A 21946-nucleotide genomic window follows, 5' to 3' on the forward strand; every position below is an offset into this window, starting at 1 on the left:
AACGAAATCCCTTCAACGTCCGCCGGACGGACGGGGTGTATGAACAGTAAAATGGGCCAACTTGGAAAATAAGATGTTAACGATGTTTCTGTAGAGCAGGCCAAGCGTAATGATTTAACAAGGGTTGTCACCATGTCTGCCGGTTCCGGCACACCCCCTATCCCCGCGACGGCTTCCAACAACAGTGCATTCGAGCGTATCGCCAATGCACGGCGCAGGGCAATGCTGCAACAGCGTGGCCCGGTCGCGGCGCCAAGCTCCGCGCCGGTGACGCCGCAAGCTCCAGAGCCAGTCGCGACGGTGACACTGGACAAGATCGGCGATTTCCTCGAGCTCGATTTTCGACGCCTGTTCGTCTGGCTGCGGGCCGGCCTCGCCCTGGCGTTGATGCTGGCGGTAATCGGCGGCATTGTCGGCGGTGCTTATGCGTTGCTCAGTAAACAGCGTTACACCGTCACGACGGAGGTCCTCATCAACCCATCCAATTTGCAGGTTGTGGAAAACGACCTCTACTCGCAACCGGGTCAGGTCGATAGCCAGTTGCTCAGCACGCGCAGCAAGCAGCGCATCCTGACCTCGGGCAACGTGCTTTCCCGTGTGGTGGACGAACTGAATCTGACTCACGATCCGGAGTTTTTCGATCCGGACCGGAGCACATCCTCGTCCGGCGCTGTGGCGAAGCCCGACCCGAGGCTCATCGCCTTGAAGAACCTGGCGGATCGGGTAGACGCCATCGCGGACCCGACCTCGTTTGTCACAACCCTCTCGGTATCTGCGGAAACCACCGCCAAGGCGATCCTGATCTCGCAGGCCATAGTCAAAAACTTCCAGGAAGAATTGGCCAAGGCCGAAGCTGCCGGCGCCAGCCGTGCCGCGGCTGCCCTTGACAGCCGGCTTGGCCAACTCAAGAGCGACGTGCAGGCTGCCGAAGAGAAGGTCGAGAGCTACAGGCGCAGCCACAACCTGTCGTCCAGCAACGGCCAACTCGTCAGTTCGCAGACGCTGACGCAGCTCAATGGCGAAATCGTCGATGCGCAATCGCGCGTCATCGCCGCGCAGGCAAGCTATGACGCCCTGGTTGCCTCCGGTATCAATGGAGCCAATCCCGACCCCACGGTTTCGGAGGCACTCGCAGCGCTGCGCGACAGGTCAAACAGCCTGCGGCAGCAGATCGACTCACAGTCAATGACCTTCGGTCCGCGCCACCCGACGATTGTGAGACTCAGGACGGAACTCGAGACCGTCAACTCGCAACTCCGGGCCGAGTTCTCCCGCACCGTCGGCACGGCAAAGGCCAGCCTGGACAAGGCCAGGGCCTCGTTGGCTTCTCTCAACGCCAGGATGAACGATCTGAAAAGCAATGTTTTCACCGACAGCGAGTCCGAAGTCGCCCTGCGTGAACTTGAACGCGATGCCGCCTCCAAGAGAGCCGTCTATGAGAGCTTCCTGTCACGTGCGCGCCAAATCAGCGAGCGCGAGCAGATCGACACCACAAACGTACAGGTGATTTCGACCGCGGTGCCGCCACCAGGGCGCTCATGGCCACCGCGCCCTTCCCTGGTGGCAGGCGCAGGAGCGTTCGCAGGCTTTGCCCTGGGCATGCTGCTGGCCATCGGCATGGGCATCATCCGCGACATGCGCCGGCCGCCGAACCGATCAGGCCTTGCCGCCAGCCGAGCCTGAAGCACAGGGCATGGCGAAGCGCATCGTTTTCCACATCGCCAGCCTGAGGGGCGGCGGCGCCGAACGTGTCTTCGTCCTGATGGCAAATGAACTGGCGTCGCGTGGCCACGAGGTCACGCTTTTTACCTGGAACGCGGAAGGCCCTAACGCCGCGCTGCGCTCCGCCGCCGTGCATCTGGTCGACTTCGGCCTTCTCTTGCGCGGCGAGGGTTACGCCAAGTCGGCGACGCTGAAAGGCATAGTGCGAAGCGCAAATTTGTTCCGCCACCTTGACCCTGATGCGGTCTATAGCGCCCCGGAATTCGCCAATCTGGTGATGGCGCTGTCACTCATGCTGGCTAGAAGCCGGGCAAAATTCTTTCCAAGCTTCCACGCCGCCGCCTCGCTGCCTGCCAGCGGCCTCGGCGCGAGGCTGGCGATCTGGCTTTCCGCGCTGGTTGCAGCGCGTACAACCAAAGCCATCGCCGTTTCGGCGGGTGTCGGCCGTGACATCATCGCCCGCGGTTTCCCCGAATCCAGGGTCGTCGTCATCAACAACCCGCTGTCGCCGGCTGAATCACCGCAGGGGATTTCCTATGCCTGGCAGGCAGCGTTGGCGGCAATGGGCGATGGCCCGGTCATCGCCACCGCCGGGCGCCTGGTGCCGGTCAAGGACCACCGGACTTTGCTGCGGGCCTTCGCTGCCCTGCGTGCCCGCCGCCCTGCCCGGCTTGTCATCTTCGGCGAAGGTCCGCTGGCTGCCGAATTGCACGCCTATGCCGAAGAGACCGGCATCGGCGCGCACGTGCTCTTTGCCGGCTACGTCAACGATCCCGCAGCCTGCTATGCCGCAACCGATCTGTTCGTCCTTACATCCACCAGCGAAGGCTTTGGCAACGTGTTGGTCGAGGCCATGGCTGCAGGTGTCCCCATAATCTCTACCGATGCTCCGCATGGCCCGCGCGAAATACTCGGTGACGGCCGCTTCGGCACCTTGGTGCCGGTCGGTGACGCCGCGGCCCTGGCGAAGGCGATGGCCGAGATGCTGGACCACCCCACCCCTGCTGCCGTGCTGAAAAGCAGGGCGGCGGATTTCGCAGTCGAAAAGATTGGCGATCAGTACGAAGCGTTGCTCTAGTTGTCGGTCACGGCAGCAGGGTCGCGGTTGGATGCGATCTACGTGGTCGAGTGTTGATCGCCGCAAAATCTTCACGGGCCGGGGCGCAACGATTCATGGTGAGGCGTTCCGTCGTTCCTTGAGCTGTTGGGCGAGGAAATCCTTGACCGAATCGAGAACCGCATCCCGTTCATGAGATATGCCTGGCAGCAAATCGAAGCGCACGCGCGCACCCGCCTCCTCGAACGATCGACACAATGCCATGAGGCGTTCCGGCCGTGTTAGCCCCGCATCGTTGGCGCCCGGCATCCAATGGGTGCTGCCTTGGACATGAGTGATTTCCCAAGTCTCCAGGTCAGCGTCGCCGACGATCATCTGGAAAGGCACTTTTGCCAGCGCTGCGGCATCGAAGGTGGTGCCGAACTTCTCCGGCAGATCGCGAATGCCCACCCACCAGTCACGCGTCGGATCGAGCAAGGTCACCGAGCCTGGCGCACCGATTGAGGCCGCCCAGAGCCTGTCGGGATGCAGGATAGCAAAACGATGCGTGAAATGCCCGCCGCCGGAAAATCCGAACATGGCAAAGCGGCTCCAATCCTGACTGTATTTGGCGCTGACCTCCTCAACCATGGCGAGCAGCACCTGATCGTAGCGTATGTTGCCCTCGAGGATATATTTGTACCCGCTGCGGGCATCATCGCCGAGAACGCCGATGGGAAACAGCGGACACAAAACGGCGCAGCCGTTCCAGCGTCCGAACTCGGAAAACGCGTCGCGGAATCCAAGAAAAGAGGTGCGGCCGGTGCCATGGATGGCGACCATCAGATCGACTTTGGCCCCTTCCCCCACTGCGGGAGGGACATACAGGCAATAATGAAAGCGCGGGTCTGATTTGGAAGCAAAGATGGCGGTCGCGCCAAGGTCATAGGTAGCGCGACCGCGATCCGCGACAGACCCCCTCGCAACGCTTGTCAAATCGATAACTCCTTAATACGCCCGGCATTCCGGCAACAATATACCGGTCGGCCGACCTCGTGAACTGGAGACGCCTCCAGGCAGCCGCGAGGAGGACCTCGTCGTGCACCGGAAGCAGGGCGCAGGCGGGACGATCGGAGGCAAAAAGAATGCCTCCGCCAACGCCTCGGGAAGCCGCCATTAACTTTTCGTTAACCATGCCCGGCTAGCCTTAACCAATCAGTAAGGACTCGCCTCTGTGACCTGCGTCGCTCCCATCCAAAACAAGTCCATACGCTTTCGAGCGCGCTCGTTCGTAGCCTTCACCCTCACCCCTGAGGCCCCGTTAGGGGAATGGCTGCAAAGCCTCGATCACTGGACCGAAAACTCTCCCGGCTTCTTTGCCGGCCGTCCAGTCGTGCTCGATCTGAATATGCTCAAGCCCGAGGTGGGCGAGATGCGGGATCTGGTCTCACAGCTCGCGGAGCGCGGGATTCGCATTTACGCGATCGAGGCCGATGGTAATGTTGCTCTCGATGCCGATCTGCCGCCGCTCCTCGTTGGCGCCAAGGAGGCCACCGCTGATGCGCTTTACGTGCAGCCGGACCCGAAGGCCGCCGCTGAGGCCAAGACGGAAGAGCCGCAGGCGCCGAACTCATTGATGATCAAGGCACCGATCCGCTCCGGCCAGTCGATCTTTCACCCCGATGGCGATGTGGTCATTGTCGGCTCTGTCAGTTCCGGATCCGAGATCATCGCCGGAGGATCGATCCACGTCTACGGCACGCTGCGTGGACGTGCGTTCGCCGGCGCCACGGGAAATTCCGCGGCTCGCATCTTTTGCCGGAAAAACGAAGCCGAACTTCTGGCGGTAGACGGCTGGTACCGCACCGCCGAGGAAATGGACGCCTCCTCGCGAGGAAGGCCGGTACAGGCCTTTCTCGAGGACGGCGCACTTTGCGTCGCACCGCTCAACTAACAACATTGGAGGCACAAATTATGGGCAAGGTAGTGGTTGTCACATCCGGCAAGGGGGGTGTCGGCAAGACGACCTCGACGGCCGCTCTCGGCGCCGCGGTCGCGAAAACCGGCAAGCGAGTGGCCCTCGTCGATTTCGACGTCGGCCTGCGCAACCTCGATCTGATCATGGGTGCCGAGCGGCGCGTTGTTTTCGATATCGTCAACGTCATTCAGGGAACCGCCAAACTCTCGCAGGCGCTGATCCGTGACAAACGACTCGAAACGCTGTTCCTGCTGCCCGCCTCGCAAACGCGCGACAAGGATGCCCTCACCGAGGACGGCGTCGCCGATGTCATCGACAAGCTGCGATCGGTTTTCGACTACGTCTTCTGCGACAGCCCGGCCGGCATAGAGCGGGGCGCGCAACTTGCCATGCGCTTTGCCGACGAGGCGGTAATCGTCACCAACCCGGAGGTGAGCTCGGTCCGCGATTCCGATCGCATCATCGGCCTGCTCGACTCCAGGACGATGAAAGCCGAGCAAGGTGAATCGATTGCCAAACACGTGCTCGTCACGCGCTACGACGCTGCGCGCGCTGCCCGCGGCGAGATGCTCAGCATCGATGACGTGCTCGAGATTCTGTCGACGCCTCTGCTGGGAATAATTCCCGAGAGCCAGGACGTGCTGCGCGCATCCAATGTGGGCGCGCCGGTTACGCTCAGCGAAAACACCAACCCCGCCGCACGCGCCTATATCGACGCGGCACGAAGACTCGAGGGCGAGGACCTGCCGGTCATTCTGCCTTTCGAGCGGAGGGGCCTTCTCGACCGGCTGTTGGGAAGGAGGGCAGCATGAACCTGCTCGATATCTTCAAGCGCCGCGGCAGCGCGCCGGTGGCGCGCGAGCGCTTGCAACTGCTGTTGGCTTACGAGCGCCGCAGCCGCAACCAGCCCGATCTCGTCTCCGTGTTGCGCGAGGAGATCATGGCGGTGATCGCCCGGCATGTTCAGGTCGACCAGAATTTCCTGCAGGTGAGCATGGATCACGGCGAAACGACGTCGAGATTGGAGATCGACATCCAGATCCCCAACAAGGTCGCAATGCCCATGGCCGCGGCATTCTAACGGAATCTTCCAGGCAGGGCTTGCGTCGGCTGCTGCCGAGGTTGCGGCGCCGTGGTTGGCGTGCTTGAGCCGGTTGCCACCGGCAAGTCGCGCAACTCGAGGATAATAACCATTTCCTCACCAAAACCCCGCGGCCGTTTCCAGCCGCGGGGCGCTTTGGGAGGGCCTTTCGAAACCCGTGATCAGATGTTGGCGAGCAATTCGTTGACGCGGCTTTCCATGTCGGCAAGGGCGGTGTCGACGTCCTTCTGGCCACTGATTGCTGCGCTCATCTCTTCGCCGATGATGTCCTGGATCGCAAACTGACGCTGTACGGCGGACGGCAGCGGCTTGCCGAGGTCGGCGACCGCAGAGATCGTGTTGCGATGCGGCAGGGCCTTGAAGGCGTCCGAGGTGATGACGGCCTTATAGGCCGGCAGGTGGCCGGTACGCGACCATTCGAAGTCGTTGTCGGCGAAGAATTTCAGGAATTTGCCGATGGCCGCGACCTGTTCAGGCGTGCGGTCTTTCTGCGAAACGGCCCAGGTGTGGCCGTCGGCATACTGCGCGTGGGTGCCGCCAAACAGCTGCGGATACGGATAGACCGCATAGCCGCCCTTGTTGAGCGCCGTTCCCTTGGTCTCGGACTGGGCGTTGTAGTCGCCCACCACCCAGGTGCCGTTGAGGTGGACGCCACCCTCGCCGGCAAGGAAGGCGTTGATCGAGCCGCCATAGTCGAGATCCTTGGTGGTGTAACCCTTATCGAAGATCGCCTTGTACAGCTCGACGACCTTCTTGGCTTCCGGTGTATTCAACTTCACATGCTTCGGATCGGCGAAGAAATCGGAATCCTGCTGGAAAAGATAGGTGTAGAGGTTGCGTGTGTAGAGTGCAGTCTCATTGGCCAGGTTCTGGACGAAATAAGGCTTGCCCGTCTTCTGCTTGAACTGTTCGGCCTGGGCGAGCAGTTCCTCGGGCGACTTTGGAAAAATCGGCGTGCCATCGGCATTGACGAGGCCGGCTTGTTTGAAAAGATCCATGTTGACGTGATAGAGCATCGTCCAGCTGTCGATCGGCAGGCCATAGATCTTGCCGTCTTTGGTGGCGCCATTGTGCGCTGCGTCGGTGAAGGCGTCGGGTGTCACACCGACCGACTTCAAGAGATCGTCGAGCGGCATCAACAGGCCCTTCGACTGATAATCCGACAGTACGGATTCATGGATCGTGACGATGTCCGGAGCGTCACCTGAAGCGAACTGCGCGGTCAGCTGATCATAGCCGGGCCATTCCACGGTGGTGACGTTGACGTGAACATCGGGATTGTCGGCATTGAACTTGTTGATCAGCGAGGTGATGATGCCGCATTCGCCAACGGCCTTGGTGGGATCGGTGTTGGTGCCGAAATCGGCATCGCAGGCGCCGAAAAAGCGCTGCACGCTCAGTTCCGTGGCGGCGAAGCTTGGAGCTGCGAGCATCATTGCGCCCGCAGAAACTGCGGCAAACAGTATTTTCTTCAGTTTCATATCAGTTCCTCCTACTGAGTTTCCGCCGCTCCACCCTGGATTGGCTTTCGTGCTTCAATTGCTGCGCATTCCCCCCGGCCGTCAGGCAATCTTCGTTATCTCACCGCAGCGCCGGAGACCGCCGTGACGATGTATTTCTGGAAGAACAGGTAGACGATCAGGATCGGTGCACCGGCAAACACCGCCTGCGCCATCAGGAAGCCGATGCCTTCGGACTGGGCGAAATTGGTCTGGGTCGAGGCCATGCCGACCGTCAGCGTGAACATGTCCTTCCTCGTCGCCGAAATCAGCGGCCAGAAGTAATCGTTCCAGGCGCCGAGAAAGGTGAAGATGCCGAGCGTTGCCTGCGCAGGCAGCGTGAGCGGCAGAAGCACCTTCCAGAAAATCCTGAGCCGGCTGGCGTTATCGAGCATGGCGGCTTCGTCCAGCTCCTTCGGGATGGCCTTGAAATACTGGGTCATCAGGAAGACACCGAACGGAGCCGAAAGGCCCGGCAGGATGAGCCCTTGATAGGTGTTGTGGAACTTCAGCATGCTGAAGATCTGGTGGCGGGCGACGAGCACGGCCTGCTCCGGGACCGCCAGGCCGAACAGCACAATCACGAACAGCACGTCTCGGCCGGGGAAATTCAGCCGTGCAAAGCCGTAGCCGGCGAGCGACGACAGGATCAACGTGCCGAGCGTCAATCCGCCCGAGACGATGATGCTGTTGCGCACCCAGATGAACACCGACGAGGTGCCGACGGTGTTGATATAATTCTTCAGCGTATAAGGCGCGTGAAACACCGAATTCGGATCGGCCATCAACTCGGCATTGTCCTTGAGCGACAGGCCGATCACCCACAGAACCGGCGCGATCATGACGATCGAAAGCAGGATGACGAGGGCTAATAGCACATGGTCGCCAAATGCCCGTCCCTTGATGGAAGTGGCTGGAGCGCTCATGCCTGGTCTCCCCTGCTGCGTGTCACCAGGTACTGGGCCATGGCCGCAATCAGGATGAGGATGAACAGGATTTCCGATGCAGCGGCGCCCAGGCCGAGATCCCAGCGACGGAATGCGGTATCGTAGATGTAGAGCACGATCGGCTTGGTCAGGTTGTTCGGACCGCCGCGCGTCATCAGCCAGGCTTGGCCGAACAGCTGAAATTGCAGCACGATCTGGATGATGATCACCAGGATGAAGGTCCGCTTGATCGACGGCAGCGTGATCGAGCGTAGCGTTTGCCAGCGATTGGCATTGTCCAGGGCTGCCGCCTCATAAATATCCTGTGGAATCTGCTGCAGCGCCGAGAGAAAGAGCATCATCGGCAGGCCGATGCACCACCAGACGGTGGCAATGGCGATGCCGATCATCGCCAGGCTGGGATCGGAAATGAAGGCCGGTGCGGTCGCGCCGAACCATCCGTAGATCGTCGACAACAGGCCGACATTCGGAATGAAGACGATGCGCCAGATCAGCGTGACGATGGTGACCGACAGCACCGACGAGGAAAAGAACAGCGTCCGCAAAACCGCCGCAGTGCGCGTGCGGCGGTTGAGGCAAAGCGCCAGGAAAAGGCCGATCAGCGCCAGCGTCGGTACCGTCAGAAGCACGAAATAGAAGGTGTTCCAGATCGATTGCAGGAAAACCTTGTCGTGATACAGCCTGGCATAATTGCCGAGACCGACAAAATTTCCGGACGAGAACGTGTCGGCCTTGTGGAAACTCAGCCACATCCCCCAGAGCAGCGGGAAGAGCAGCAGCGTGGTGAAGAAGAACAAGAATGGCGCAACGAAAATGAAGTTTCGCCATTGCGGCGCATAGATGTCGGCAGTACGGGCTCTGACGCCGACAGCCAGCGTCGCGGTCGGGGACATCGCCAGCCGGTCAGCCATCTCAGGCCTCCCTCGCATGCCAGGCGCGGCCGGTCTCGTTGAACAGATGCGATTTCTGGCCGTCAAAGGCGAGCCCGATTCTGTCGCCGACGGCGACGCGGCTGTTGCCGGCATCCGAGCCGACGATCTGCTGGCCATCGCCCAGCCGCGCGTAGATCAGGGTGCGTTCGCCGAGCCGCTCGAGCACATCGACGACGCCGTCGGCATTGCCCTGCCCGGCGGCAACGATGCGCACGTCTTCAGAACGGATGCCGAAAGTGTACTTGCCGTCGGTCAATTGGCTGGAGGCGATCTCGGTCTGCACCGATATGCCGTCCGCAAAGCTGGCCGTGGCGTTCTTGCCCGATCTGTCGAGTGTCGCATCGACGAAGTTCATCGCCGGCGCGCCGACGAAACCCGCGACGAATTTGGTCGCCGGGCGCTCGTAGATCTCCATCGGGGTACCGATCTGGTCGATCTTGCGATTGTTCATGACGACAATGCGGTCGGCGAGCGTCATTGCCTCGACCTGGTCGTGGGTGACGAAGATCATCGTCGATTGCAGCCGCTGGTGAAGCTGGGCAAGCTCGATGCGGGTACGGGTGCGCAACGCCGCATCGAGATTGGAGAGCGGCTCGTCGAACAGAAAGGCCTTCGGCTCCTTGACGATCGCACGGCCGATGGCGACGCGCTGGCGCTGACCGCCGGAGAGCTGGCCCGGCTTGCGATCGAGCAGATGCGGCATTTCCAGGATGCGGGCGGCTTCATTGATGCGCGCCTCGATGACCTTGCCTGGTACGCCGATATTCGCAAGGCCGAAGGCCATGTTGTCGCGCACCGTCATATGCGGATAAAGCGCATAGGATTGGAACACCATCGCAATGCCGCGCTTGCCCGGCGGCAAATGATCGATGCGCTCGTTGTTGATGGCAATCTCGCCGCTATCGACAGCTTCGAGCCCGGCGATCATTCGAAGAAGCGTCGATTTTCCGCAGCCGGACGGGCCCAGGAACACGATGAATTCGCGTGCCCTTATGGAGAGCGACAGATGGTCCAGCACCGTCATGGCACCGAACTGCTTGCTCACGTTCCTGATCTCGATATCGGCCGTCACGTCGACGCTCCTCCTCAGCGTTTGCGCTTTCTCGATGATCCGCCTGAACTCAGAGCCTCAGGCGTATGACCTGGTAGGAATACGCCGGCAGCGACAGGCTCAGCTTGCCGCCGGCGAGCGAGGCGCCCTCACCTTTCCTGGGGCCGACATTGCCAGGGTTTTCGGCCGAATTGACGGCTTTCAGATCGGCGTGTGCCATCACCTGGTGATCGACGATCTCCGCCGCGCCGAAGCCGGTGAGGTCGACCACTGTTTCGATTGCCTCGCTCGAATGGCGGTTGACGGCGAAGAAGGTGACGTGGCCGGTTTGCCTGTCGTGCACGCCGGCAACGTCGACATAGGCGACGTCGCCCGCAACGCTGGATTTGTAGGTCGGGCTTTCCACCTTGAGATCCAGCGCATTGCCGCGGCCATAGTTAGAAGCAAACAGATAGGGATAAAAAATCGTCTGCCGCCATGCCGGGCCATTCGGAACGGTCATGATCGGCGCGATGACATTGATCAGTTGTGCCAGGCAGGCGATCTTGACGACATCGGAACGGCGGATGAAGGTGTTGAGGATCAGGCCGACCTGCAGCACATCCTCGAAATTATAGATGTCTTCGAGCAACGGCGGGGCGAACGGCCAGCCGTTGCTGCCGCCGAGTATCTTCCTGTCCTGCTCCTTGGAATGGTACCAGACGTTCCATTCGTCGAACGAGATGTAGACCTGCTTGTTGGAGCGCTTCTTGGCCTTGATATAGTCGATGACGCCGGCCACCGAGACAATGTAGTCGTCGAGCTTTTCGCTCATCGCGAGATAGTTCGGAGCGTCGTTGGCTTCGTTATCGAAATACATGTGCAGCGAGATGTAGTCGACCTCGTTGTAGGTATGGTCGAGAACCGTCGCTTCCCATTCAGGGTAGGTCGGCATCTTGGCATTCGAAGAGCCGCAGACCACCAGCTCGAGTGACTTGGAGAAGGCGCGCATGGCCTTGGCCGTCTCATGCGCCAGGCGGCCATACTCATCCGCGGTCTTGTGGCCGATCTGCCAGGGGCCATCCATTTCATTGCCGAGGCACCAGAGCTTGACGTCGAAGGGCTCCTTGCGGCCGTTGGCGATGCGCCTGTCGCTCCATTTGCTGCCGCCGGGATGGTTGGCGTACTCCAGCAGGTTGCGGGCTTCGTCTAGGCCGCGCGAGCCGAGATTGACGGCAAGCATCATCTCGGTGTTGGCGGAGGTGCACCAATCGGCAAATTCATGTAGGCCGACTTCGTTGCTTTCCGATGTGTGCCAGGCGAGGTCGAGGCGGACCGGGCGCTGTTCCTTGGGGCCAATGCCGTCTTCCCAATTGTAGGCCGAGACGAAATTGCCGCCGGGATAGCGGACGATCGGAACATTGAGTTCCCTGACGAGATCGATGACGTCCTGCCTCATGCCGTTGGCATCCGCTGTCGGATGGCCCGGCTCGTAGATGCCGGTGTAAACTGCTCGCCCCAGATGCTCGATGAAGGATCCGTAGAGCCTCGGATCGATTTCCGAGACAACATAATGCGGATGAGCCGTAACGGCTGCCTTCATGCATTCCTCCCATCGATATCACAAACGATGATTTAAATCATCTTGCCCGATATCAAAGCGGGATTGGCAGCCCTTCGTCAAGCCAAAATACCCAAATGTAGGACAATTAGACGAACGCTTTGGCACGGCAGAAAGCCAGCTAGTTGAAATTGCTGCGTTATCTTCAGAACCCGGTTTCATGATATCAACCAGTTTTGATCCTGAGCAGGATGTCCTGATCGTAATTTCCAAAGCCCTTGCCGAAAATGTTGATCCCGCCGGGGCGCTTGGCGTCGTCCTTGACGCCGATACGGACGCGGATTGAATGATGGCTCTTCAGATCGAGTGCGGCGAGGCCGGTTTCTGAAATCCTGAGGCCGTCGACATAGGTGCCGTCATTGGCAATTCGCCAGTTCTTCAGCTTGCCGTATTGCGAGCCCTTGAGCTTCCACCAGGAGGGCGTGAAGACGCCGCGCTTGTCGCCGAAATCCCCTGGCGACGTCCAGGTGCCGACATCGACGCCATTGATCGTCAGCGTGATGTCCGAGGGCCAATCGGCGCTGGTGCCCGGCACTTCCGAGGACAGCTCTATCGCCACTTCGAGTCCGGTGATCTCGGCATTGGCGAGCTTGGCATTGTTGGGGAACTGGTATTCGACAAAACCGCGCGTGAACCATAGCAGACCGGCTTTCATGCGGTCCGGATCGAGGAAAGTGTTGGGAACATCTAGCAGGCCGATGATGCCGTCCGGCGAGCAAAGGCCGCAGGGTGCGGTAACCTCGAAGCTGGTGTAAAGCCCGATCGGCATCGACACTTCGATCGCGTCGTTCTTGACCGCACGATATTCGCTCTTGAACACGACGAGCACTTCTTCGGCCGTCGGATAACAGATTTTCTGACTGCCCTTCTTCGCTTTCAGGTTCTCGGTGCGGATCAGCCCCGCATCCTCCAGCACCTGGATGTTGGTTGAGACGGTCGACTGCGGCAGCGACAGCACGGCGGCGATTTCGTTGACATTCATCGGCCCCTTCTCATGCAGCAGTTTCAGCATCGAGATCCGCGCCGAGGAGGCAAGCCCCTTGAGCACCGCAATGCCTTCCTCAGGTTCTATCACCAGAAAATTGCGACTCATGAAATTGCCCGACCTATGCAAAATCTATATCCGAAATTATCCTGTATATCGGGATATCTGATTTAATCAATGCGCAGGCAGGACGCCGAGCAATTTGTTGAATCCAGCAAGGCCGGTGGTCGTACGGTGGCCCTGCACAGAATTTGTGCAGGAGCCATATGCAGAGTGGACACCTGAACGCCTATCGCCCAATCTAGTCCGGAGCCGAGCCCGGTGATGGCGGCTTGCACTTTAACCGGTTGGACGGATCGTGACCAAAGGGTGGAAATTATACGATCAGCGACTGGCCTGGGTCCTCGTCGCGCCTGCGCTTTTGCTGCTCACCCTGCTTCTGCTGCTGCCAATCGCGATGATGACGGTCTACACATTTTTCACCTTCGTCACCGCGGGGGTGGAGTCGGCGGTGCTGACCTTCGACAACTGGAAGGAATTCCTCACCGATAGTTACTATCACGGCTTTCTTTGGAAGACCGTTCGCGTCGGCGCCATCACCGCTGTGATCTGCGCGATCCTTGGTTATTTCCCCGCCTATTTCATCTGGGCCACGACCTTCAGGCACAAATGGCTGCTGTTGCTGCTGCTCATCGTGCCGTTCTGGATCAGCTTCACTATCCGGACGTTCTCGTGGATCCATATTCTCGGCGAACAGGGGCTGATCAACGTCGCGCTCATCAGGCTGGGGGTCATCAACGAGCCGTTGCCGATGCTCTACACCGAGGGCGCCGTCATCATGGGGCTGCTGCATTTTCTGCTGCCCTATATGATCCTGAACATCTATGTCAGCCTGGAAAGTATCGACCGCACGCTGATCGCCGCCGCCCGCTCGATGGGCTGTACCAGCGCGCAGGCGTTCCGCGAAGTGACCCTGCCGCTATCGATGCCGGGGCTGGGCGCCGGGCTGCTGCTCTGCTTCGTGCTGGCGGCCGGCTCCTACGTGACGCCGCAGCTGCTCGGCGGCAGCCGCGATGCGCTGTTCGGCAACCTGATCTACGATACCATCATGGGGCAGCTCAATTGGCCGATGGGCGCCACGCTTTCCATCGTCCTGTTCGTCCTGCTCGGCGCGGCCGCGGCCGCCTACAGCCGCTATATGGGCCTATCGCAGATCATGAAGGGCCTCAGTGCATGAGAGCGGATCATCCCGATCGCGAAGGCAGATGGGCGTGGCGGCTGACCGGCGCGATCACGGTATGCGTCTACGTCTTTATGTTTGCGCCGATCCTCGCCACGATCGTGCTTTCCTTCAACGCCTCGATGTTCGGCGGCTTTCCCCTTACCGGCTTCAGCCTGCGATGGTATGAGAAGCTGCTCACCAACGAGCCGGTTCTCGACGCCTTCAGGACATCGATGTGGATTGCCCTGGTGACGGCAACGGTGACGACGCTGCTCGGCATCATGGCGGCATTGGCGCTGGTGCGCTTCGAGTTCCGTGGCAAGCAGGCGATCAACACGCTTGTCATTCTTCCCGCGCTGGTCCCCGAAACGATACTCGGCGTCGGCCTGCTGGTCATGATCAAAGCCGTCGACCAGCCGCGCAGCATGACGCTGCTGGTGCTCGGCCACATTCTGCTCACGCTCCCCTACGTGGTGCTGATCGTCCAGGCGCGTATGGTCGGCATAAAACGTTCCTATGAGGAGGCGGCGCTTTCGCTCGGGGCGCCGCGTGTGTCGACATTCCGCGAGATCACGCTGCCGCTGCTCATTCCCGCAGTGCTTGCCAGTGTTCTGCTCGCTTTCACCATTTCGTTCGACAACACCTCGGCCAGCCTGTTCTGGCGGCCGGCGGGCGTCGAGACCATGCCGACGCAAATCCTTTCGATGCTGAAGATCTCGATCAGCCCCGAGGTGAACGCGCTCGGGACCGTCATGATCCTTTTGACGGTCGGCATTCCCTTGGCTGGCGGGCTCATCCTGCAAAGCCTCACCTGGTTCAAGGCAGGCAAGTGAAAATGAAAATGGGAGAATGGAAATGAAACTGACAACCACCAAACGACTGGAACGGCTCAACGAACGCTATGCCAATGGCGACATCAGCCGGCGATCATTCCTGACCCTGACGGCCGCCGCTGCCGCCGCCACCGGGCTTTCCATGCCCTGGACGGGTCGGGCGCTGGCCGCGGTTTCGGAAGTGCGCTTCGACGGATGGGGCGGCGTGGTGCAGGAGGCGATCGATAAGTACGCGTTCCAGCCTTACACCGCCAAGTCCAAGGTCAAGGTCGTCCAGGGCACCTTTGGCGACGAGAACGAGATCATCACCAAGATCAAGACGTCGAAGCCGGGCGACTTCCAGATCGTCCATTCTTCCGGCGTGAACTACTACATCAAATACGTCAATGGCGGTTTCAATTCGGAGATAAACGAGGCGAACATTCCGAACATGGCGAATGTGCTGACCGCCATGATCGAGCCATTCCGCAAGATCACGCCGAAGCTGTCGGCAGTGCCATATGATTACGGCACCACCGGCATCGCCTACAACAACAAGGTCATCTCGCCGGAGGAAGCCAAGGAAAAGGGCGCCAACCTGCTTACCGACACGAAATATGCTGGCAAGATCGGCGGCTACGCCGATATGACGACGCGCGTCTGGTATGCGGCGCTGCAGACGAAACAAGACCCCAACAACATCCAGGACATGGATGCGGTCTGGGCCAAAGTTCGCGAGACCCGCGACCTGGCCAAGAAGTTCTGGAGTTCCGGCGCGGAACTCATGGACCTCCTGTCGCGCAACGAGATCGTCGTCACCGACGCCTGGTCAGGACGTGTCGCCGCCCTGCAGCAGCAGGGCCAGCCGATCGGCTATCTCGACCCTGCCGGCTCATACGCATGGATGGAGGACATGCTGGTGCTCAAGGGTTCGCCCATGGCCGAATGCGAGGAGCTGATCAACTTCATGCTGGATCCGGCCACGTCGATCGCCGTCGCCGAGGGCCAGAACTATCCGCCATCGCTTGACCCGACCAAGGTGAAGCTGACCGACAAGATCGCGGCACTTCCGGCCTTCGACCCGACCGGATCGATGAAGTCGCTGACCTTCGCCGATCCGCTCTACTGGGCGAAGAACGAAGACGCCTGGACCAAGCAATGGGACAGGGTGTCGAAAGGTGCATGACGACAACAGCCACGACCATCAGCCCCGGCCGGCTTCGGCCGGGGCTGATGGCGACCCGCTCGCCCAGAGCGAGAGGCAGCAGCCTATAGAAAAGCCTGCGGTCGAGTTTCGCGACATCGATATTTTCTACGGCAAGTTCGCCGCTGTGCGCGATTTTTCACTGGCGATCCGCAAGGGTAGTTTCGTCACCTTGCTGGGGCCGTCCGGGTGCGGCAAGACGACGATCCTGCGATCGATCGCGGGCCTGGTCGACATCTCCGGTGGCCAGATCTCGATCGGCGGAAAGCGGGTCGACGACATCCCGATCTACAAGCGCAACATTGGTCTGGTGTTCCAGAACTACGCGCTCTTTCCGCACAAGAACGTCTTCGACAACGTCGCATTCGGCCTGAAATACCGGAACGTGCCGAAACCGGAAATCGTGCGCCGGGTCAAGAAGGCGCTGGATATGGTGCGGCTGCCCGGCAGTGAGACAAAGCTGCCGTCACAGCTTTCGGGCGGCCAGCAGCAACGCATCGCACTGGCCCGCGCCATCGTCTTCGAGCCGGAAGTGCTGCTGCTGGACGAGCCCTTGTCGGCGCTCGATGCCAATATGCGCGAGGACATGCGCGTCGAGATCAAGAAAATCCAGAGGGAGACGGGCATCACCGCTATCTTCGTGACGCACGACCAGGAAGAAGCCTTGTCGATGTCCGACCATATCGTTGTAATGAACGCCGGCCTGATCGAGCAGATCGGCTCCCCCGCGCAGGTCTATGACCAGCCGGCCACCGCATTCGTGGCCAATTTCCTTGGCAAGGCCAACATGCTGCCCGGCAGCGTGACAGTGATAGACGGCAAGATGGCAACGATCGCGCTGGCCAGCGGCCATGTGGTAAAAGCAGCCGCGCCGAAGGCGCTCGCGATTGGCAGCGCGGTCACCGTCGTCGTTCGCCCGCAGAAGCTCACCGTCGGTACATCAGGTGCTGCCAACAGGCTGGCGGGACGGATCGTCTCGACCTCCTATCTCGGCGGCAATGCGGTCTACGAGATCGACATCGGCGCCGGCACGCTGGTGCGCGCCAACACGCTGATCGATGGCCAGCCGCTGCGTGAAGGCGAAACGGTCGATGTCTGCTTCGATCCGCTGGGCTGCGTGCTTCTCGACGCGCAAGGTTTACGCATCGCATAGCGAGGCGGAACCGAGCCGTTCAGTCTTTCGCGTCACCCTTTGGTCCGAGAAACCGCGCATAGAACTCACCGACAATACCGCGCCGGAAAACCAGCACGCAGACCATGAAGGTCAGGCCGGTGGCGATGGTCACCGGAAAATTGGAGGTGGCGAGCGTGTTTTCCAGGCCGACGACCAGACTGGCGCCGATGATCGGCCCGACCATGGTGCCGATGCCGCCGAGGAGCGTCATCAGGATCACCTCGCCCGACATCTGCCAGGTGACGTCGGTGAGTGTGGCAAACTGAAAAACGATCGCCTTGAGCGCACCGGCCAGCCCGGCCAATGTTGCCGACATGACGAAAGCCGCCAGCTTGTAGTTGGCGACGGAATACCCCAGCGAAATGGCCCGGCTCTCGTTTTCCCGGATGGAACGCAGGATCATGCCGAAAGGCGAGTTGATGATGCGCCAGATGGCGAACACGCCGATCAGGAAGACCACCAGCACGAAATAATAGATGTTGATCGAGACGTTCAGGTCGAGCATTCCAAGTAGCCTGCCGCGCGGCACGCCCTGGATGCCGTCCTCACCTCCGGTGAGCGGCGCCTGCACGCAGAAGAAGAAAAACATCTGCGACAGCGCCAGCGTGATCATGGCGAAATAGATGCCTTGCCGGCGGATGGCAAAGAAGCCCATCACAAGGCCGAGCAGCGCGGCTCCCAGGACACCGAGCAGGATGCCCGCTTCCGGCGGCCAGCCCCAGACCTTGACCGCGTATGCGGTAAAATAGGCCGCCCCGCCGAAGAATGTCGCGTGGCCGAAGGACAACAGCCCGGTGTAGCCGAGCAGAAGGTTGAACGCGCAGGCAAACAGCGCAAAGCACAGCATCTTCATCAGGAAGATCGGATAGACGAAGAAAGGCGCCACCAGCAGCGCCAGGATGCCGAGCCCCACCAGCGTCCATTCAAGCCATACCGAACTTTTGCCGCGCGTCTCGCGAAGTGAGAGTTCGGCCATCTCAGGCATCCCTTCCGAACAGGCCGGCTGGCCGGACCAGAAGCACGATCGCCATGATGACGAAGACCACCAGATTGGAGGCTTCGGGATAGAAAACCTTGGTCAGGCCTTCGGCGAGGCCAAGCATGTAACCGGTGACGATCGCCCCGAGGATCGATCCCATGCCGCCGACCACGACGACGGCGAAGACGACGATGATGAGGTCAGATCCCATCAGCGGGCTCACCTGATAGATCGGCGCGGCGAGAACCCCTGCAAGCCCGGCAAGAGCGGCGCCGAGGCCGTAGGTGAGGGTCAGCAGCAACGGCACGTTGACGCCGAAAGCCTGCACCAGGCCGGGGTTCTCCGTTGCCGCGCGCAGATAGGAGCCCAGCCTGGTCTTCTCGATCAGCGCCCAGGTGCCGAAACAGACGATCATCGAGGCGACCACCACCCAGCCGCGGTAATTAGGCAGGAACATGAAGCCGAGATTGGTTCCCCCGGAGAGCAGCGGCGGCACGGAATAAGGGCTTCCCGATACGCCATAGTAGTAACGGAACACTCCTTCGAGCACGAGCGCGAGGCCAAAGGTGAAAAGCAACCCGTAGAGCGGGTCGATGTCGTAAAGCCTCGACAGCGCCAGGCGCTCGACCACGACGCCGAAGCCGCCGACGATCAGCGGCGACAGGATCAGAGCCGGCCAGTAGCCGATGCCGAACCGGGTGAGAAGCAGGTAGCCGATGAAGGCGCCGAGCATATAGAGCGCGCCGTGGGCAAAATTGATGACGCGCAACAGGCCGAATATGACAGCCAGGCCCAGGCTCAACATTGCGTAAAACGAGCCGTTGATGAGGCCGACCAGCAATTGGCCGAGGAATGCCTGAACGGGTATTCCGAAGATCATCATCATGGCGCCATCATACACCCAGCACTTCATGCAGCAGCGTCATGCGATCCGGCAGTTCGCCGACCGGAAAGCCCGCCACGACCTTGCCGTGCTCCATCAGGTAGAAACGGTCGGTGACGCGGCTGGCAAAGCGGAAATTCTGCTCGACCAGCAGGATCGTCATGCCGCGTTTTTTCATCGTTGCCAGCAGATCGCCGATGCGCTGCACGATGACCGGAGCCAGGCCCTCGGTCGGCTCATCGAGAAGCAGCATTTTCACGCCGGTTCTGAGCATGCGCGCGATCGCCAGCATCTGCTGTTCGCCGCCCGACAGCCTGGTGCCGGGGCTGTTGCGGCGCTCCTTCAGATTGGGGAAGAGATCGAATATTTCCTCCACGCTCATGCCACCCTCGGCGACGATCGGCGGCAAGACCAAATTCTCGTCCACGGTCAATGTTGCGAAGATGCCGCGTTCCTCCGGCACCAGGCCAATGCCTTGATGCGCGGTCCGGTGCAACGGCAGGCGCATCAAATCCTTGCCGTCGAAAAAAATCTGCCCGGTCCGCTGGCGAATCAGCCCGATAATGGCGCGCAATGTCGTGGTCTTGCCGACGCCGTTGCGGCCCAGCAACGTCACCGTTTCACCTGGAAAGACCTCTAGATCGACGCCATGCAACGCATGGCTCTCGCCATACCAGGCGTTGAGGCCGCGGACTGCGAGCAGCGGCGCGGCATCACTCATCGGCGGTGCCCATGTAGGCGATCCTCACCCGCTCGTCGCGGCTGACCGTGGCGTAGTCGCCGGCGGCAAGGATTTCGCCGCGCTGCATGACGGTTATCCAGTCGCAAAGATCGGCTACAACAGTCAGATTGTGCTCGACCATCAGCACCGCGCGCTCCTTGGCGACCGAGCGGATGATGTCGGAAACTGTGCGCACATCCTCATGCCCCATGCCGGCCATCGGCTCGTCGAGCAGCAGCACTTTCGGGTCGAGCGCCAGCGTCGTGGCGATCTCGAGCACGCGTTTCCTGCCATAGGAGAGATCGGCGGCGGGCCTGTTCTTGGCATCGTCGAGGCCGACCGACCGCAAAAGCTCCTCGGCGCGCGGCGTCAACCGGTCGAGGGCCGCCAGCGAGCGCCAGAACTGAACGCTGAGCCCGCCCGGCCGCTGCAGCGCAACGCGCACATTATCGAGCACGCTGAGATGCGGAAACACCGCCGATATCTGGAACGAGCGCACCAGGCCCATCCGCGCGACCTTGGCCGGCGAGGTGCGGGTGATGTCGTGGCCGAGCAGTTCGATCCTGCCGCTGGTCGGCGGCAGGAACTTGGTGAGCAGGTTGAAGACGGTGGTCTTGCCGGCACCGTTAGGTCCGATCAGTGCGTGGATATTGCCGTGGTAGAGGTCGAGATCGACATTCCTGACCGCAACAAAGCCGGCGAAGTCGCGCCGCAAACCGCGGGCGGAAAGCACTACCCGCGGCTCATTCGGTTCAGGCGGCGGCATCGGTCCGCCAATCACTCGCCGGCCGTGGGACAGCCGCTCTCCTTGGCGCTCAGGAACGCCTCGTTACCGGGGATCGTGGCGAGCGGTTTGTAATAGTCCCACTCCTTGGTGCTCTCGCTCGGCGACTTGACCTGATAAAGATACATGTCGTGAACCATGTTGCCGTCGGCCTGCACTTTGCCGTTTGCCGTAAAGACGTCGTTCACCGGCATCGCATGCAATTCCTTGGCGACCGCCTCGGTTCCATCGGTGCCGGCTTTGTCGATCGCCTTCAAATACTGGGTCACCGCTGAATAGGTGGCGGCCTGGATCATGTTCGGCATGCGGTTGGTGCGCTTGAAGAACCGCTGGGCGAAATCGCGGCTCTTGTCATCGCGATCCCAGTAGAAACCTTCGGTCAGCACCACGCCTTGCGCTGCCTCGAGGCCGAGCCCATGCACCTCGGCCAGCGTGAACAGAAGGGCTGCAAGACGTTGGCCGCCCTGCACGATACCGAATTCGGCCGCTTGCTTGATCGAGTTGGAGGTGTCGAGGCCGGCATTCGCCAGGCCGATGACCTTGGCGCCCGACGATTGCGCCTGCAGCAGGAAGGATGAATAGTCGGTCGAGCCGAGCGGGTAACGCACCTCGCCAACCACCTTGCCGCCATGGCTCTCGACGAACTTTGCGGTCTGCTCCTTGAGCGAATATCCGAATGCATAATCGACTGTGACGAAGAACCAGCTGTCGCCGCCTTGCTGGACGAGAGCGCCACCGGTCCCCACTGCCTGCGAATGCGTGTCGTAGGCCCAGTGGAAGCCATAGGGCGAGCACTGTTTGCCGGTTAGCTCGGTGGTCGCCGCGCCGGTGACGATGTCGATTTTCTTCTTTTCCTTAGAAATCCCTTGAACGGCGAGCGCCACCGAGGAGGTGGTCAGTTCCATGATGGAATCGACCTGTTCGGTGTCATACCACTGCCGCGCAATGTTGGAGGCGATGTCCGGCTTGTTCTGGTGGTCGGCGCTGACGATCTCGACCGGCGCACCTTGCACCTTGCCACCGAAATCCTCGACCGCCATCTTGGCGGCCTCGACCGACCACTTGCCGCCGAAATCGGCATAGACGCCCGACTGGTCGTTGAGAATGCCGATCTTGACCTTGCCGTCGGAAATCTCGGCGGCTGCGGCAGGCATCGCAGTCGCTGCAAGAAGCGCGGCCGAGACCAGGTACGATATCTTCATTGGTGACTTCCTCCCTTATGGTCGACAACCAGGAATCATGTCGGCGGCTGCCTGCTGCGGCACGAAGAGTGGCCTCCCACATTCCGTCCTCTCCGGCGCCAGATCGCGCAGCG

At 60.8% G+C, this 21946-nt stretch carries 21 protein-coding genes; 9 read left to right on the forward strand and 12 right to left on the reverse strand.

What is annotated here, in order from left to right:
* The first annotated feature begins 300 nt into the window (after positions 1-300).
* Positions 301-1683 carry a GumC family protein gene (locus tag NKH21_RS15435; RefSeq protein ID WP_352865959.1) on the forward strand — a complete coding sequence of 461 codons (1383 nt, stop codon included), beginning with the start codon at positions 301-303 and terminating at the stop codon, positions 1681-1683.
* Positions 1684-1693: 10 nt separating this feature from the next.
* Positions 1694-2800, forward strand: a complete 1107-nt coding sequence (locus NKH21_RS15440) for a glycosyltransferase (RefSeq protein ID WP_352661938.1) — start codon at positions 1694-1696, stop codon at positions 2798-2800.
* Between the two features lie 93 nt (positions 2801-2893).
* Here the strand turns inward: NKH21_RS15440 and NKH21_RS15445 are convergent, their stop codons facing one another.
* Positions 2894-3754, reverse strand: a complete 861-nt coding sequence (locus NKH21_RS15445; protein ID WP_352661941.1) for an alpha/beta hydrolase — start codon at positions 3752-3754, stop codon at positions 2894-2896.
* 238 nt (positions 3755-3992) lie between these two features.
* Between NKH21_RS15445 and minC the strand changes: the two genes are divergently transcribed.
* The 3 genes from minC to minE are packed head-to-tail and all read left to right on the forward strand — an operon-like array spanning position 3993 to position 5817.
* The gene (gene minC, locus NKH21_RS15450; RefSeq protein ID WP_352661944.1) at positions 3993-4712 is read left to right on the forward strand and encodes a septum site-determining protein MinC; all 720 of its coding nucleotides are present in this window, start codon (positions 3993-3995) and stop codon (positions 4710-4712) included.
* Between the two features lie 20 nt (positions 4713-4732).
* Entirely contained in the window at positions 4733-5548 is an 816-nt protein-coding gene (gene minD / locus NKH21_RS15455) for a septum site-determining protein MinD (RefSeq protein ID WP_352661947.1), read from the forward strand.
* Positions 5545-5817: a cell division topological specificity factor MinE gene (gene minE / locus NKH21_RS15460; RefSeq protein ID WP_352661950.1), complete on the forward strand. Its 273-nt coding sequence runs from the start codon at positions 5545-5547 to the stop codon at positions 5815-5817. Before minD ends, minE begins: the two co-directional genes overlap by 4 nt.
* A 182-nt stretch (positions 5818-5999) precedes the next feature.
* Here minE and NKH21_RS15465 read toward each other — a convergent pair whose 3' ends face one another.
* From NKH21_RS15465 to NKH21_RS15490, 6 genes are all read right to left on the reverse strand, one after another.
* Entirely contained in the window at positions 6000-7319 is a 1320-nt protein-coding gene (locus tag NKH21_RS15465) for an ABC transporter substrate-binding protein (protein WP_352661953.1), read from the reverse strand.
* A 95-nt stretch (positions 7320-7414) separates the two neighbouring features.
* Complete coding sequence (locus NKH21_RS15470; RefSeq protein ID WP_292653774.1) at positions 7415-8263, reverse strand: carbohydrate ABC transporter permease; 849 nt, start codon at positions 8261-8263, stop codon at positions 7415-7417.
* The gene (locus tag NKH21_RS15475; protein WP_502903356.1) at positions 8260-9177 is read right to left on the reverse strand and encodes a carbohydrate ABC transporter permease; all 918 of its coding nucleotides are present in this window, start codon (positions 9175-9177) and stop codon (positions 8260-8262) included. Before NKH21_RS15475 ends, NKH21_RS15470 begins: the two co-directional genes overlap by 4 nt.
* A gap of 19 nt (positions 9178-9196) precedes the next feature.
* Positions 9197-10288, reverse strand: a complete 1092-nt coding sequence (locus NKH21_RS15480) for an ABC transporter ATP-binding protein (RefSeq protein ID WP_352661959.1) — start codon at positions 10286-10288, stop codon at positions 9197-9199.
* Between the two features lie 49 nt (positions 10289-10337).
* Positions 10338-11849: an arabinosylfuranosidase ArfA gene (gene arfA, locus NKH21_RS15485; protein WP_352661962.1), complete on the reverse strand. Its 1512-nt coding sequence runs from the start codon at positions 11847-11849 to the stop codon at positions 10338-10340.
* 184 nt (positions 11850-12033) lie between these two features.
* Entirely contained in the window at positions 12034-12960 is a 927-nt protein-coding gene (locus NKH21_RS15490) for an ArsR/SmtB family transcription factor (protein ID WP_352661965.1), read from the reverse strand.
* 250 nt (positions 12961-13210) lie between these two features.
* Between NKH21_RS15490 and NKH21_RS15495 the strand changes: the two genes are divergently transcribed.
* From NKH21_RS15495 to NKH21_RS15510, 4 genes are read left to right on the forward strand one after another with little or no spacing between them, the layout of a single operon-like run.
* Complete coding sequence (locus tag NKH21_RS15495; protein ID WP_352661967.1) at positions 13211-14089, forward strand: ABC transporter permease; 879 nt, start codon at positions 13211-13213, stop codon at positions 14087-14089.
* Positions 14086-14907, forward strand: a complete 822-nt coding sequence (locus NKH21_RS15500; protein ID WP_352661970.1) for an ABC transporter permease — start codon at positions 14086-14088, stop codon at positions 14905-14907. Before NKH21_RS15495 ends, NKH21_RS15500 begins: the two co-directional genes overlap by 4 nt.
* Before the next feature lie 22 nt (positions 14908-14929).
* A complete protein-coding gene (locus NKH21_RS15505) occupies positions 14930-16072 on the forward strand; it encodes an extracellular solute-binding protein (RefSeq protein WP_352661973.1) in 1143 nt (380 codons plus the stop codon).
* Complete coding sequence (locus tag NKH21_RS15510; RefSeq protein ID WP_352865967.1) at positions 16065-17243, forward strand: ABC transporter ATP-binding protein; 1179 nt, start codon at positions 16065-16067, stop codon at positions 17241-17243. The genes NKH21_RS15505 and NKH21_RS15510 overlap by 8 nt, the downstream gene beginning before the upstream one ends.
* A gap of 19 nt (positions 17244-17262) precedes the next feature.
* Here the strand turns inward: NKH21_RS15510 and NKH21_RS15515 are convergent, their stop codons facing one another.
* Genes NKH21_RS15515 through NKH21_RS15535 form a run of 5 tightly spaced genes read right to left on the reverse strand, consistent with a single transcriptional unit; the run spans position 17263 to position 21833 of the window.
* A complete protein-coding gene (locus NKH21_RS15515; RefSeq protein ID WP_352661978.1) occupies positions 17263-18240 on the reverse strand; it encodes a branched-chain amino acid ABC transporter permease in 978 nt (325 codons plus the stop codon).
* Position 18241: 1 nt separating this feature from the next.
* The gene (locus NKH21_RS15520; protein ID WP_352661981.1) at positions 18242-19129 is read right to left on the reverse strand and encodes a branched-chain amino acid ABC transporter permease; all 888 of its coding nucleotides are present in this window, start codon (positions 19127-19129) and stop codon (positions 18242-18244) included.
* Positions 19130-19136: 7 nt separating this feature from the next.
* Positions 19137-19847 (reverse strand): ABC transporter ATP-binding protein, encoded by a 711-nt coding sequence (locus NKH21_RS15525; protein WP_352661984.1) that lies wholly within the window; start codon positions 19845-19847, stop codon positions 19137-19139.
* A complete protein-coding gene (locus NKH21_RS15530; RefSeq protein WP_352661987.1) occupies positions 19840-20613 on the reverse strand; it encodes an ABC transporter ATP-binding protein in 774 nt (257 codons plus the stop codon). Before NKH21_RS15530 ends, NKH21_RS15525 begins: the two co-directional genes overlap by 8 nt.
* 11 nt (positions 20614-20624) lie before the next feature.
* Positions 20625-21833, reverse strand: a complete 1209-nt coding sequence (locus NKH21_RS15535) for an ABC transporter substrate-binding protein (protein WP_352661990.1) — start codon at positions 21831-21833, stop codon at positions 20625-20627.
* Positions 21834-21946 lie beyond the last annotated feature (113 nt).

This window comes from Mesorhizobium sp. M1329 (assembly GCF_040318035.1).
Lineage (GTDB): Bacteria > Pseudomonadota > Alphaproteobacteria > Rhizobiales > Rhizobiaceae > Mesorhizobium.

Excerpts from the sequence above, each read along its gene's own strand:
- NKH21_RS15500 (WP_352661970.1), top strand. The coding sequence starts at position 14,086 with ATGAGAGCGGATCATCCCGATCGCGAAGGCAGATGGGCGTGGCGGCTG.
- NKH21_RS15520 (WP_352661981.1), bottom strand. The coding sequence starts at position 19,129 with ATGATGATGATCTTCGGAATACCCGTTCAGGCATTCCTCGGCCAATTG.
- arfA (WP_352661962.1), bottom strand. The coding sequence starts at position 11,849 with ATGAAGGCAGCCGTTACGGCTCATCCGCATTATGTTGTCTCGGAAATC.
- NKH21_RS15505 (WP_352661973.1), top strand. The coding sequence starts at position 14,930 with ATGAAACTGACAACCACCAAACGACTGGAACGGCTCAACGAACGCTAT.
- NKH21_RS15530 (WP_352661987.1), bottom strand. The coding sequence starts at position 20,613 with ATGCCGCCGCCTGAACCGAATGAGCCGCGGGTAGTGCTTTCCGCCCGC.
- NKH21_RS15475 (WP_502903356.1), bottom strand. The coding sequence starts at position 9,177 with ATGTCCCCGACCGCGACGCTGGCTGTCGGCGTCAGAGCCCGTACTGCC.
- NKH21_RS15515 (WP_352661978.1), bottom strand. The coding sequence starts at position 18,240 with ATGGCCGAACTCTCACTTCGCGAGACGCGCGGCAAAAGTTCGGTATGG.
- NKH21_RS15470 (WP_292653774.1), bottom strand. The coding sequence starts at position 8,263 with ATGAGCGCTCCAGCCACTTCCATCAAGGGACGGGCATTTGGCGACCAT.
- minE (WP_352661950.1), top strand. The coding sequence starts at position 5,545 with ATGAACCTGCTCGATATCTTCAAGCGCCGCGGCAGCGCGCCGGTGGCG.
- NKH21_RS15465 (WP_352661953.1), bottom strand. The coding sequence starts at position 7,319 with ATGAAACTGAAGAAAATACTGTTTGCCGCAGTTTCTGCGGGCGCAATG.
- NKH21_RS15440 (WP_352661938.1), top strand. The coding sequence starts at position 1,694 with ATGGCGAAGCGCATCGTTTTCCACATCGCCAGCCTGAGGGGCGGCGGC.
- NKH21_RS15525 (WP_352661984.1), bottom strand. The coding sequence starts at position 19,847 with ATGAGTGATGCCGCGCCGCTGCTCGCAGTCCGCGGCCTCAACGCCTGG.
- NKH21_RS15535 (WP_352661990.1), bottom strand. The coding sequence starts at position 21,833 with ATGAAGATATCGTACCTGGTCTCGGCCGCGCTTCTTGCAGCGACTGCG.
- NKH21_RS15490 (WP_352661965.1), bottom strand. The coding sequence starts at position 12,960 with ATGAGTCGCAATTTTCTGGTGATAGAACCTGAGGAAGGCATTGCGGTG.
- minD (WP_352661947.1), top strand. The coding sequence starts at position 4,733 with ATGGGCAAGGTAGTGGTTGTCACATCCGGCAAGGGGGGTGTCGGCAAG.